This is a genomic window from Stieleria sp. JC731, assembly GCF_020966635.1.
Taxonomy (GTDB): domain Bacteria; phylum Planctomycetota; class Planctomycetia; order Pirellulales; family Pirellulaceae; genus Stieleria.
The window spans coordinates 261,870-275,877 of record NZ_JAJKFQ010000002.1 but is presented as its reverse complement, the minus strand read 5'-3'; the positions used below and the strand labels follow the sequence as shown (position 1 = coordinate 275,877).

7 protein-coding genes are annotated in these 14,008 nt (G+C 52.7%); 3 read left to right on the top strand and 4 right to left on the bottom strand.

The window, feature by feature from the left end:
- Positions 1–111 precede the first annotated feature (111 nt).
- Positions 112–3,279, bottom strand: a complete 3,168-nt coding sequence (locus tag LOC67_RS06815; protein ID WP_230261781.1) for an efflux RND transporter permease subunit — start codon at positions 3,277–3,279, stop codon at positions 112–114.
- 5 nt (positions 3,280–3,284) lie between these two features.
- Positions 3,285–4,703: an efflux RND transporter periplasmic adaptor subunit gene (locus LOC67_RS06810; RefSeq protein ID WP_230261780.1), complete on the bottom strand. Its 1,419-nt coding sequence runs from the start codon at positions 4,701–4,703 to the stop codon at positions 3,285–3,287.
- A 420-nt stretch (positions 4,704–5,123) separates the two neighbouring features.
- On the opposite strand from LOC67_RS06810, the gene LOC67_RS06805 reads away from it, so the two are divergent.
- Positions 5,124–6,245 (top strand): alpha/beta hydrolase family protein, encoded by a 1,122-nt coding sequence (locus tag LOC67_RS06805; RefSeq protein WP_230261779.1) that lies wholly within the window; start codon positions 5,124–5,126, stop codon positions 6,243–6,245.
- A gap of 12 nt (positions 6,246–6,257) precedes the next feature.
- On the opposite strand, the gene LOC67_RS06800 is transcribed toward LOC67_RS06805, so the two are convergent.
- Both LOC67_RS06800 and LOC67_RS06795 read right to left on the bottom strand, forming a co-directional pair.
- The gene (locus tag LOC67_RS06800; RefSeq protein ID WP_230261778.1) at positions 6,258–6,947 is read right to left on the bottom strand and encodes a PH domain-containing protein; all 690 of its coding nucleotides are present in this window, start codon (positions 6,945–6,947) and stop codon (positions 6,258–6,260) included.
- 183 nt (positions 6,948–7,130) lie between these two features.
- Positions 7,131–7,508, bottom strand: a complete 378-nt coding sequence (locus LOC67_RS06795) for an apolipoprotein A1/A4/E family protein (protein WP_230261777.1) — start codon at positions 7,506–7,508, stop codon at positions 7,131–7,133.
- Positions 7,509–8,075: 567 nt separating this feature from the next.
- On the opposite strand from LOC67_RS06795, the gene LOC67_RS06790 reads away from it, so the two are divergent.
- Positions 8,076–9,284: a serine hydrolase domain-containing protein gene (locus tag LOC67_RS06790; RefSeq protein ID WP_230261776.1), complete on the top strand. Its 1,209-nt coding sequence runs from the start codon at positions 8,076–8,078 to the stop codon at positions 9,282–9,284.
- Positions 9,285–9,549: 265 nt separating this feature from the next.
- The gene (locus tag LOC67_RS06785; protein ID WP_230261775.1) at positions 9,550–13,599 is read left to right on the top strand and encodes a ThuA domain-containing protein; all 4,050 of its coding nucleotides are present in this window, start codon (positions 9,550–9,552) and stop codon (positions 13,597–13,599) included.
- Positions 13,600–14,008 lie beyond the last annotated feature (409 nt).

The window sequence follows — 14,008 nt, the reverse complement described above, 5'->3', positions numbered from 1 at the left end:
GTTCAATGAGCTTTTCAGATTGAATACTTAGGTGATCGTCGGACGGTTGCAGGGCCCCTCTGGCGAAGTCCGCTGTGATTCAACCGCATGCTCGATTACGGAGCATCAAGACTAACTCGACACAGGTGTTTCGGCAGGCTGATTGGAAGCCTTGTCCGATGCGAATCGCCGGAGGACGACGTAGAACACCGGGGTGAAGAACAGTCCGAAAATCGTAACGCCGAGCATTCCACTGAAGACGGCCGTTCCGAGTGCTTGACGCATTTCGGCTCCGGCACCGGTCGCGATCACCAATGGGATCACACCCAAGATGAACGAGAACGCGGTCATCAAGATGGGACGCAGCCGCAATCGGCACGCTTCGACGGCAGCGGCAAAACGGTCAAGTCCCTTGTCTTCTTCTGCCTTTGCAAATTCAACGATTAAGATCGCATTCTTACAGGCCAATCCGACCAAGACGACAAATCCGATCTGCGTCAAAATGTTGTTGTCCATCCCTCTAAACCAGACGCCATAGATCGCACACAGTAGGCACATCGGAACGATCAAGATGACAGCCAGCGGCAATAGCCAGCTTTCATATTGGGCGGCCAGAGCGAGAAAGACAAACAAGACGCAAATTGGAAAGATGTAAGCGGCGGTATTGCCCGCCTCTTTCTGTTGGAACGCGATGTCAGTCCATTCGTATCCAAATCCTGGTGGAAGCGTTTCGTCGGCCAACTGTTCCATCCGGGCAATGGCTTGACCGCTACTGAATCCAGGAGTGGTATCGCCGCTGATATCGGCAGCTGGAAATAAGTTGTATCGGACAACTCGATCCGGTGCAGTTGTGCTGCGCATTGTCACGACCGAACCCAAAGGAACGATCGAACCGTTGCTGCTGCGCGTTCGCAGTTTGACAATATCGCTTTCTTCATCGCGGAATTGGTGATCTGCCTGCGCGGTGACTCGGTAAGTTCGTCCGAGATAGTTAAAGTCGTTGATGTAAGCGGATCCCAGATAGATCTGCATTGCTTGGAATACGTTGTTCATCGGAACATCCATCATGCGAACCTTGGTGCGATCGATATCCGCGTACAGTTGTGGCGTTCCCGAGCTATAGTTCGTAAACACCTGCACCAAGCCCGGTTCTTTTTGCGCCGCGGCGACCAACTGATTCGTCGCATCTTGAAGTGCTGCCAGTCCTGCACCGGATTTATCCTGTACCTGCAGCTTAAAACCGCCACCGGTGCCGATTCCGCGAACCGGCGGTGGTTGGATCGCGAACACCAGGGCTTCTTTGATCGAGCCGACTTTGGCACGAAGATCTGCTAGGACGACATCCATCGTCCGGCCGCGTTTGGCTCTTTCTTTGGCGTCTTCCAATACAGGGAAAATTGCCGAGGCATTGGATGCGTTCGCCCGCGTCGCACCGGAGAACCCAACAAATGAGACCGCGTCCGCGATACCGTCGACTTCGAGTGCAAGTTCCGTGACCCGCTTGGTGACTTCATCGGTGCGATCCAGGTTCGCTCCCGGAGGTGCCTGTATCGCGATAATCAGATAGCCCTGATCTTGAGCGGGAATAAACCCGGTGGGCACTTGCCGAAAACCAACGTAAGTCAGGCCCAGCAAACCTGCGTACACCAGCAGCATCACCGCGCCAACGCGAATGATCCGTGAGACGGTGCCGGCGTAGGCATTACCGGCGATATCAAAGACACGATTGAAAACTCGAAATGGCCAACCCAAGATCGTTTCGATCAAGCGGCCAAACTTGTTTTTTGTTGACGATTGGGGTCGCAGAAGCAACGCACACATCGCGGGCGTCAGCGTCAGCGAAACGAAAGTCGAGATCGCGGTCGATACTGCAATCGTGATCGCGAACTGGCGATAAAACTGGCCGCTAATGCCTGGCAGGAAAGCGGTCGGAACAAATACCGCGATCAAAACCAATGTGGTTGCGATCAATGCCGAGCCGACTTCATCCATCGCTTTGCGTGTCGCATCACGTGGCGACAGTCCTTCAGCGATCAGGCGTTCAACGTTTTCAACAACAACGATCGCATCGTCCACCACCACACCGATAGCCAAGACCAAGCCGAACAACGAAAGGTTGTTTAGGCTGAAGCCGATGGCGTGCATTAGTGCGAAGGTGCCGACCAAGGAGATCGGGATCGCGATAACGGGGATGATCGTCGAACGCCAGTTTTGCAGGAAGATAAATACCGTCAGTACGACCAGCAGGCCGGCCTGCCAAAGCGTTGTGAAAACTTCCGAGATCGATTGTTCAACGAAGTCGGTCGGGTTGTAGATCACTTGGTGTTTCAGCCCCGGTGGAAAGCTCTTGCTGAGCGATTCCATGGTGCTCAAGATTCGATCGGCGGTTTCGATCGCGTTGGATCCGGGACGCTGGAACATTGCCAACGCGACTGCGTTCTTTTCTTTTAGGTAGCTTCGTACCGAGTAATCCACCGCACCGAGTTCGACGCGGGCGACATCGTTCAAGCGGACTAAACGCCCGTCTTCGCCAGACTTTAGGATGATGTTTCCAAACTCTTCTGCGGTTTGCAATCGGCCTTGCGTGTTGACGTTGACTTGAAACGAACCGACCGGATCGATTGGCTGTTGCCCGACGATCCCCGCGGCGACTTGAATGTTCTGGCCTCGCATGGCTTCGACGGCATCACCGGCGGTCATATCCAAAGCTGCCAAGCGATCGACATCCAACCAGACTCGCATGCTGTATTCGGTCGCACCAAAGACACTGATGTCGCCAACACCATCAAGTCGCGCCAATTCATCGCGGATTTGCAGATAGGCATAGTTGCCGATGTAAAGTTGGTCACGTGAATCGTCTGGCGAAAACAGGTGAATGACCAACATCAAGTCGGGTGAGCTTTTTCGCGTCGTGACGCCGATCTGTCGCACTTCCTGTGGCAACCGCGGTTCCGCAATCGACACACGGTTTTGCACCAAAACCTGAGCTTCATCGATGTCGGTTCCCAATCCAAACGTGACGGTGATCTGCAGCGTGCCGTCCGCTGTCGCTTGCGACTCCATGTAGAGCATGTTGTCGACACCGTTGATTTCCTGTTCCAGCGGTGTTGCCACTGTTTTTGAAATCGTTTCGGCGGTTGCGCCGGGATAGCTTGCCCGAACGGTCACGGTAGGCAAAGCGACTTCGGGATACTGTCCGACGGGCAGTTGGAAATACGCGATCCCACCGACCAACACGATCAGTGTCGAAAGGACGGTTGCAAAAATCGGACGATCAATAAAGAAGTGAGGAAACTTCATCAGGCTCACTCCTTTTCGAATTGCAGGGACGGTTTATCCATCGCGAGCGGTTCGCCATAGACCGAAGATCGTCGTTTGATACCGATAGGTGCGGGTTCGGGAGCACGCGTCAGCCATTGATCTTCTGGGACTGGCTTGTAGTCGTCTGGCAACACACTCGACTTTGGCTTTAGAGGCTGTTCGGTCACAGCGACTTGGGCACCTTCGAAGATCCGTTGCAGTCCGCTGGTCACGATCGTTTCCGACCCTGTTAAACCTTCGCGGACGATGCGCATGCCGTGTGACATTGATCCGAGCTGCACGGTTTGGCGATGAAGCTTGCTTTCACTGTCGACAACGTAGACGTATTTTTCAGATTGGTCGCTGATGACAGCTTCGTCAGGGATCATGACCGCGTCGTAGCGTCCGCTACCAGGTAGGCGAACCTTGGCAAAAAGCCCAGGGGTTAAAAGCCCTTCGTCGTTACGCAGGATCGCGCGGCCTCGCATCGTTCCGGTGTTCGGATCGATGCGGTTATCGACAAAGTCCATGTGTCCTTGGTGAGGATAACCCTCTTCGTCGATCAACGAGACGTACACGGGGTTTTTGACATTGCGGGAACTTTCCCGCTTACCAGCCTTTGCGAGCCGAACGTACTTAAGAAATTCTTGTTCGTTGGCATCGAAGTAGATGTGGATCGGTGAAACCGATACGATGCTGGTGAGCAAGGTTGATGTTTCGCTACCGCCGCTGATCAGGTTGCCTTCAGTGACATTTCGGCTGCTGATCAGACCATTGATTGGTGCTCGAATTTCGGTGTACTGAAGATTCAGTTCTGCCGATTGCAGGTTGGCCTTTGCCGTTTCGATCGCGGCGGCCGACGTCGCTATTGCCGCTTTAGAAGATTCGATTCTGGCGTTGGCGGCTTCAAATGAGGCAGTTGCCTGCAGAGTTTCACTGCGACGGACTTCGACCTCTTCATCGGAAATTGCACGTTGCTGCGAAAGCTGTCTCGCTCGTTCGAACCGTGACGTTGCCAAAGATAGTTGCGCTTCGGCGTCTGCTTTTTCTGCTTCCGTTTGCCGTAGTATGGACTGGGCCTCTTTCAAACCGGCGTTGGCTTCTTCGAGGCGAGCTTTGGCGGCATTGACTTCCGCCCGAAACGGTCGCGGATCGATGATCGCAAGCAGATCACCTGCCTGCACCATCTGTCCCTCTTCGAAGTGAGTCGATTGCAGGTAACCGCCCACTCGCGAGCGAATTTCGACAGAGTTGATCGCATCAAACCGGCCGGTGTATTCATCCCACTCGACGATTGGCATCACGATCGGTTTGGAAGCAACAACGGGTGTCGCTTGAGGGGCGGGGGTGGTTGGGGGGGCCTTGCTGCCACATCCGGCAATCATTCCGGCCATCGCAAGAGGAAGCGCTAATCCAAATTTCATATTCAAATTCACAAATTGCAGTTCTAGTAACACCTGGGGTTACCAAGCCTTTGGGGCGCGCTTACATGCCACAGTGAAAGAAAAACGGGACGCGAAACCGACTTCGCATTTGCGATAGAGACGCAGCTAGGCAACGATAGGAGCAATCGTCTGGGAAGCGACCTTGGTGACTTGCTAGGCGGCAATCGCCCCCGCAGGATCGGTTCAGGCCAAGCGGCAGGACCTGAATGTGGCAGTCGACGCAAAGCATCCCGCCGGAAATAATTTCACAACTTTGTAACGTCTTCGGTGTTGGGTTCTTTGACGGACGAGAGGTCTCACGGGGGAGTTAGGTTCGCAGTGAGATCAATGCGGCAGAAATTATCGACGGCGCTAGCAACATGTCGGTGTTTCTAGCGAATCGAATTCGAAGGTTCCGAAATGGCTTTCGCATTCACCATTGAATTTAAAAACTCGGTCAAATTGATTGCTGGAGGTTGTGTGATGTTTCAATTGGGTTCGACAAGTTCTGGATGCTGGGCATTGACGGGTCTGCTACTGGCCTTTTGTTCTAATCCGGCAGTGGCTGCCGAAGCGTCGCCTGCTGGAACGTCAACTGCTCATTACGATCCGATGCAACTTGACGCCAATCGTGCTTCCGAGGTCATCGACACTTCCGTTCACGATCGGACTCGTGATCGAGAGATTCCGCTGCGACTGTACTTACCGTCTGGCAAATCACCTGCGCCAGTGATCTTGCTTAGTCACGGACTTGGCGGTTCGCGTCGAGCATGCGGCTATGCTGGAGAGCACTGGTCGGCTCGTGGTTACGTAGTCGTTGCGATGCAGCACCACGGAAGCGACGAATCAGTTTGGAAGGATCAACCGATTCGCGAACGAATGAACGCCCTAAAACGAGCTGCATCTGTTCGTCCGGCTTTGGATCGATACGCCGACGTGAAATTCGTCTTGGACGAACTCGCGAGCTTCAATGAAACAGATGAACGACTTAAAGGTCGGCTGAATTTAGAGAAGGTAGGAATGAGTGGGCATTCGTTTGGTGCTGCTACAACACAAGGTGTCAGCGGTCAAAGTGCCCCTGGCATCGGCCAGCGATTCACGGACAAACGAATCGATGCAGCGGTGATGTTTAGCCCGAATCGTCCTAGGCGATTCGATCCGAAAGCAGCTTTTGAAAAGGTGTCGATCCCATGGATGTTGATGACCGGAACCAAAGACACATCACCGGTCAACGATACGACTCCGGAAGATCGACGCCAGGTCTATCCGGCGCTTCCCAACACGATTGATAAGTACGAGTTGGTACTGCACGACGCCGAGCATTCTGCTTTTGGTGACGGGCGGGGAAAGTCTGACAGTCGTCACCCCAATCATCATCGTGCTATTCTTGCCCTCACGACAGCGTTTTGGGATTCGTACCTCAATGAAGACCTTGAGGCGAAGGCTTGGCTTGGGAGCGATTCGGCACGAGATGTTCTCGAATCCAAGGACTTGTGGCAAAAGAATCTCAAGGCGGAGTCAGTTGGCAAGTCGCTTAGATGATTTCCAAACTGGCTACTGGCGTTTGCGGATAAAATTGACAACTTCTTGCGGACGTGGAATGTCGTTGATGATGATTTCCATGTCATCCTGTCCGGCACTACTGATGGCAATGTCTCCGAATGCGAAAATTCGCTCAACGATGTTTTGATCGACTTTGACATTGCGAACATCGTCGTGTCGGATCTCACTCGTCTGCCGACTGATGATTCCCTGCTGATAGATCATTCGCTCGTTCGTCAAAGACAACGACTGAAAGCGACTTTGAACGTACCATTTCAGCAGGAATGCACCGCAAACAGCGAGTAGGACACCGCTGGTTACCAACGTGATTGTTGGCTCGACTCCTAAGATCAACTGTCCTGAGAGTCCAAACGCGATTCCGGCCAGGCCGGCGATCACACCCAAGATCGATACCGTTGTACCAGCAAGATGGCGTCGGAAAACGACAGGGTGAATGACTCGCTCAACCGATTCCATTCCGGCGACATCGTCGGGAGAAACGCGGGGTGTGTCGCTGCGACGTTGCGAATCGACATCGTCAGGCGAAATTGGCCACGCCTGGGGCGGGGTGACTTCGAATGGACGTTTGCACGATGGGCAGTCGATCGTCTCGCCAACGTAGTGTTCATCGATCTCCACCGGCGTTTTGCACATTGGGCACCGGTAAAGCATGGATGTTTCTGAAACGGTGTCGGTTTGCATCTGACGTCTCCACTGTAGGAATAATTGATCAAACAGAGACCGCCACGCCTAAGACGCAAACCGTCTGAGGCGTGAAGTTCTCTGAGCCTGAAAATCTGAGTATGTAGATTGGTGAGCCGAGTCCGAACCAGCAAAGTCCGCTATCGAAACTCGTAGCGGACTTTGGAGGTTGGTTGACTTGAATTAGTCGTCGAGTTCTTCAAGGTTGTCAGCCTTTTGCTCGCCTTGTTCTTCGATCATGTCGGCTTTCTGCTCGCCTTGCTCTTCCAAAGCATCGGCCTTGTTCTCGGCACGATCACGGATTGCTTCCGCACGCTCATCTGCGTTGTCTTCTAGCGCTGGCTTTGCTGAGCTGTATCGGTCTTCCAAGTTGTCAGCACGTTGTTCGGCAGTTTCGCGGGTGCTTTCGGCCATCTGCTGTGACGAATCTCGCACGTCTTCAGCAAGTGCTTGGCTATTGTCGCGAACAGCGTCGGCTTGGCGGTCTGTAACGCTGTCGTTGCATCCGACGAACGAAGCAACTGCCATCAACACAGTGAATAGTCCTAGAAAAGATCGCATGACTGGATTCCTAAATTGGGAAGTTTCGGAGTTGGAGAAACCACGTTCTGAAATTCGGTGCCGTGGTTCCGTTTCGAAACATCCAACTAGGCAAACGGTGTGCCGAGACGTTTGGCAAATGACTAAACAATGCAGTGCATGCTGACGAAATCGCATGTTTTGCCAATCAGAATTGCCAAGGCCAGTTGGCTGACGATTCAGTCAGGTACCTCTTGGGGATTGCCGATTGTTGATTCACGAAAGAACGAAATCAGACTGCTTTGATCGATAATGATCCAAGTTCTTTGCTAGCCGAATTGCGATTGAGTGATTTTCTTTCTTGTCTTCGATTCTTTGCTGAGGGAGGCCCGGAATGACAAAAACAACCGAAAGTCCGAGGCGTTGTTGGCTTTGAAAAAATGTTTCTTCGCGAGGCCAAGCGGCTAGCTATTAAACGCGCTATCGACGAATCGTCTAATATCTAGGGCCCCAGCCCGAAGGCGAATGGATTCAGGAGGTGTGAATGCAAGCACCACTTTGGATTTTAGACGCCTCCTTCCTCCCACCGAATTGGTCCCTCCTTAGACGATGATCCGATACTCGCTTTCCAGATCTTTCCTGATTTTGGCTGTTTGCTCCAGCCTTGTGGCCGGTTCATTCGGTCCGATCACGTCTTCTGAGCTTATTGCCCAGTCCGTCACCCAGCAGCAGATCGATCCACACGCGATTGATGAAGCGGTGCAGGTTTTCGTCGACCGCGAAGAACTGGCAGGAGCAGTGATGCTTGTGGCGAGTCCACAAGCCGTTATCTATCACTCTGCCGTCGGATATTCCGACATCGACAATGGACGTTTGATGTCACCCGGTTCAATGTTTTGGATCGCGTCACAATCAAAACCGATGACAGCCAGTGCATTGATGATGTTGGTCGACGAGGGAAAGATTAATGTCAACGACCCCGTGGAGAAGTACCTGCCGGAATTCAAAAGCCAGATGGTGGTCGCGGAGCAAGATGATCAGCATGTACTTCTAAAGAAGCCGACTCATCCCATTACGATTGCGAACGTGCTTTCGCATACAAGTGGTCTTCCGTTTCAGTCGGCCATCGAAGTGCCCACATTGGATCGACTTCCGTTAGCAGATCGTGTGCGCAGTTATGCGATGACGCCGTTGCAATTTCAGCCGGATACCAAATACCAATACAGCAACGCCGGCATCAATACGGCGGCTCGGATCATCGAAGTCGTGTCCGGGCAGCCGTTTGAAGTCTTCCTTCAGGAACGACTTTTAGAACCGCTGGGGATGACGGAAACGACGTTCTGGCCCTCGGAAACGCAGAACGCCAAAATCGCGACTTCGTACAAACCGGGAAAAGATAAAACAGGTCTAGAAGCGACAACGATTTCTCAGTTGCGCTATCCGCTGACCGACCAGCATGAACGCTATCCGATGCCAGCCGGTGGACTGTTTTCGACAGCACGCGACATCGCATGCTTCTATCAGATGTTGGCCAACGAGGGTGAGTTTGAAGGGAAGCGATTGCTTTCCAAGGAATCTGTCCAGCAGTTGACTTCTAAGCAAACGCAGGAAACGCTTCCCAATCAATACGGATTTGGGTTTTCAACTGGTGGCAATCGATTTGGTCATGGAGGTGCGTATTCGACCAATTCGTATTTCGACAAACAGCAGGGTTTGATCTTCATCTGGCTTGTACAACACGCCGGGTTTCCTGGTGACGGGGCTAAAAGTCAAGAAGCGTTTCGTGCTGCGGTGCTTCAACAAGTAGCGTCGCCTTGAGTTGGCTTCGTAACGCCAATGTGATCAGCGAAGCAGATGACATCGAATACGCACTTGCTTGGCGAGTCCAGTGAGTACGCGTATAAAAATCCTACCCCACACCAACATTCACCTTTAGTGCGAATCCATGGCTCGATTCAATCAAAGTTCGATCACTTCGATCGTAAGCAAAACGTGTTTCTCGATAGCCTGTTTATTGATATCGGCAATAGACGTCGTAGCGGTCGAGCCGTGGGCTGATCCCAACTTGCCAGTGGAAAAAGGGTTGGCGATATGGTTGGACGCATCGCACTTGAATGATGGGCTGTCGGCAGCGGGAAAGAGCCCGTTGCAAAATGATCAACAGGTTTCGTTATGGCCCGATGGTTCGGGCAACCGGCGTGATTTGATTCAAACGGAACACGACAGCTGTCCCGGCTACAAATCATCGGAAGAATTTCGCGCGGTTAGCTTTGGGGGAGTGCAGCACTATTTGCAGCATCGCGAACAAGATTGGAATTCTAAAGAGCTGACAGCATTCGTTGTGGCGGCCACATATTCCAATCCCGACTCATTCACAGCTTGGTTCTCGTTCAGCTCTGACGACACAAACGACTACCAGTCTGGATTTAATGTTGATCAGTTGATCGGCAATCCGGGAAAGCTGCAAGTTGTCAGTGTAGAAGGCGCGGGCCAATCCGGCGCAGACAATCTGTTGCGGTCGCCTCATGAGTATGGAGCGGTGACGCGGCTTTGCATTAGCTCCATGCCAGGACCGAATGGGACCGCCCTATGGGTGAACGGTTCGCCTCAAGGAAAACGCGACCGTACCGAAAGCTCGATGATGTCGCTAACGAATTTTGTGCTCGGTGCGCGTCGGTATACACATGGAGGCCCACCGCAGCAGCGTGGGTTCCTGCATGCCGATATCGCGGAGGTATTGATCTATGACCGCAAGCTAGACACCGCCGAACGAGAGGCGATCGAGTCATACTTGGAACAAAAGTACGGTGATGTTCCGCGTCAACCGATCCCCAGTATTGATACCGGGGGAAAGGCGTTGGTCCGTGTTGAACCGTCAATCCCGGTCCAGGTATTACGTCCTGGATTCACTGTCAGACGACTGCCAGTCGATTTGCCGAATATCAATAACGTTCGATATCGTGCCGATGGCCAATTGATCGCGCTCGGCTATGACGGAAATGTTTGGAAGCTGAATGACAGCGATGGCGACGGGCTGGAGGAAACAGCTGATTTGTTCTGGAAGAATCAAGGCCAGCTACGGGCGCCGATCGGGATGGCGTTGACTCCACAGGGTTATTCAAAAGGGCAAGGTCTGTTTGTCGCTGCCAAGGGTAAATGTACTTTGTTGGTCGATACCGACGAAGATGATGTTGCCGATAGCGAAATCATTGTGGCGGACGGATGGGAAGAGATTGCCAATCACGTCGATGCGCTGGGCGTTGCGATCGATCCTGCCGACGGGAGTGTCTTTTTTGGGTTGGGGACGACGGATTATGCAAACGCATATCTATTAGACAAAAAAGGTAAGCCTGAATACACGATCGAGAACGATCATGGGACGATAGTAAAAGTCTCGCCGGATTTTAAGTCTCGCGAAACCTATTCGACAGGGATCCGGTTTCCTGTCGGCCTGCATTTCAATCGCGAAGGAGACTTGTTCTGCACCGATCAAGAAGGCGCGACATGGTTGCCAAACGGCAATCCGTTTGACGAGTTCTTGCATATTCAAAAAGGTCGCCACTACGGATTTCCACCGAGGCACCCAAGCTATCTTCCGGATGTCATTGATGAACCGAGCACGTTTGATTACAAGCCACAACATCAATCGACGTGTGGGTTCTGTTTCAATGATCCGGTCAATCAGAACGGCCCGGTGTTCGGTCCTGACCAATGGTCTGGCGATGCTTTTGTGACTGGATATTCCCGCGGGAAGCTTTATCGAACCCAGTTGGTGAAGTCTGCGACAGGCTACGTCGCACGCAATGAGTTGTTCGCTTGCCTGAATATGTTGACCGCTGATTGTTGCGTCACGCCTGATGGTGGGCTTTTGGTTGCCTGTCATAGCGGCGGACCAGACTGGGGCAGCGGCCCCGCAGGACGCGGGACTCTTTTCAAAATCGAATATAACGCCGATGCGGTTGCCAAGGCCCCAGCGGTAGCCCAGTTGGTAGCTCAGCCGGTTGCGATCTGGCCGACCAGTCCGCGTGAAGTGCGTATCGAATTTGACCGTCCGGTCGACCCGGAATTGTTTCGCAATGCGGCTGAATTGATCGATATGAGTGCCGGTGAATTCGTCAGCGCTGGCGATCAGTTTGAATCGTTCTGGCCTGGGTATTCTGTCGTTCAAATGCAGCAGCGGACAAAACGCAAAGACGTTCGTGTTTATTCCGCCCAATTGACCAGCGATCGACGAGCACTTTTGCTCGCCACCGATCCATTGCAAACTGCGATGACTTATGCCGTCACGATTCCAATCTCTGCAACGGATTCAAACGGACCGATTGATGGTGACAACAGACTCGCCCAGCTTCCACAGTTCGACCTTTCGTTTGAGATGACTGGATGTGAGGCGACTTGGCAACGGGATGAGCAGGTGCTTTGGCGGGGATGGCTTCCGACAATCGATTTGCAAGCCAGTCGGAAATGGACCGTGGGATCAGCATTCCATGATCAACTTTGGGATTTGATGTCCCAGGAAGACGAGGGGCATCGGGGACAGCTGACGATTCGGTTGAAAGCTGATCTAGACCAGATGCTGCGCCCCGAAATCCAACCGGGTTCTAAAATTGATTTTCAGTGGCATCCGGAAATCGTCACGTTGGTGACGTCCGATGATGTCAGCTTGGCGGGCGCGCAGATGGCTTCGGGCAATGGGCGTTTGTTGGAAAAGGGGCAGTATCGTTTTGACGCGCCAAGTTCGCTTGTGTCGTTGGAATTGGACTGCCGTATTCGTGATGGGGAACAGATTCCCAATTCCGAGATCTCTTATTTCACCAATGACGACGCCACCCTGCGTCCATTCCCACCGAGTCGAAGTTTTGTTCCATGGACGATCGAGCCGTCCGAAGATGCCTCAACGAAAGAAATGGTACTGTCGGAAATTGAGGGGGGCAGTTGGGCGGCAGGCTTTCGATTGTTTCATGACACGAAATCAGGCTGCGCCAAGTGTCACACGATTCATGGTCGAGGAGGCGTGATCGGACCCGACCTTTCGAATTTATCTCACCGAGACTACGCCAGCGTTTTCCGCGATATCACACAGCCGAGCTTTGCGATCAATCCTGACTTTTTAGTGTCGACGATCCTTCTTGATGATGGACGTGTCCTGACCGGATCGATCCGTACGGTCGACGGAATGTTGCATGTTGGGGATAGCGGCGGCAAAACGACGGTGATCGATCCTGAACAGGTCGAGCGGCTTCAGCCATCAACAAAGTCGGTGATGCCGGAAGGTTTGCTTAAAGACTATTCCAGTGATCAGGTTCGAGACTTGATGACATTCTTGTTGACACGCGGGCCTTCGATGCCTGTTTTATCAACGTCAGAGCCAGCACCGCCGGCGAGATCAATTACCGATGTCCGGCGCGTGCTTGATGGGGCACCTGAAAATGTGGATGTCGCTAAGCCATTGAAGATCGTGCTGGTCGGTGGCGCAAAGGATCACGGGCCAGGAGAGCATGATTACCCTGCGTGGTTAACCGTTTGGAAAGAACTGTTCAGCGTGGCTGAAAACGTGGTCTTGAGTACCGCGATGCAGTGGCCGAGCGAACAACAACTGTCTGATGCTGACGTGCTGGTGTTTTATCAGCGTGGCGACTGGAACGCCGAACGGGCAAAAGCGATCGATTCCCACCTGAAACGTGGAGGAGGACTGGTCTATATCCACTGGGCTGTCGATGGCCAAGCAAACTCGAATGATTTGGCCAAGCGAATCGGATTGTCCTGGGGCCAAGGCTCGCTATATCGACATGGTCCTCTTGAACTAAATTTCTCCCGTGACAATTCCAACCCGATCACTCGTGGTTTCAATGTCTTGAGGTTAGTCGACGAAAGCTATTGGAACCTGACTGGGGATCTGGCGAATCCATACATCATCGCCACGGGTATTGAACAAGACAGCCCGCAGCCGTTGTTCTGGGCCAAGCCACATGAAAACGGTCGTGTCTTTGTTTCTATTCCCGGGCACTACAGTTGGACGTTTGACGATCCTTTGTACCGGGTGTTGTTGCTTCGCGGGATCGCCTGGTCGGCTGGTGAGTCCGTTGATCGCTTCAATTCGCTTGTCTTGCCTGGTGCCAACGTCACGCACTAGTCGCAGTCGAATTAGCCAACGTAGCACTGTCTGATCGCAAAGCTTAATCAGCAGTGTTCAATCGGCAGGGTTTAACCAGCAGGGTTCAAGCAGCGATGATTGGGCAACAGCCATTTAACCACGGACGTTAATCCATTTCACTTTGCGGCTCAATTGCCTTTTCATGAGCGTCGGAGCGGCTTGGGTTGGTGCATCGCTATGCGCAATCGAACCGTCGTTTTAAGTGACTGAATGTGTCACCGAGTTGGCGTCCTGAAGTCTTCGATGGCAGATCGCCATCAGCAATTTAATCGTTGAAAACTGATTCGCGACAAACAATTTTGGCAAAGTGGTAGACGAACCTACTCCTTGTTCGCGTCTCTTGTTAACTGGCCGCTATTATGGATTTGATCGCCGGTGGCGGTGTCGA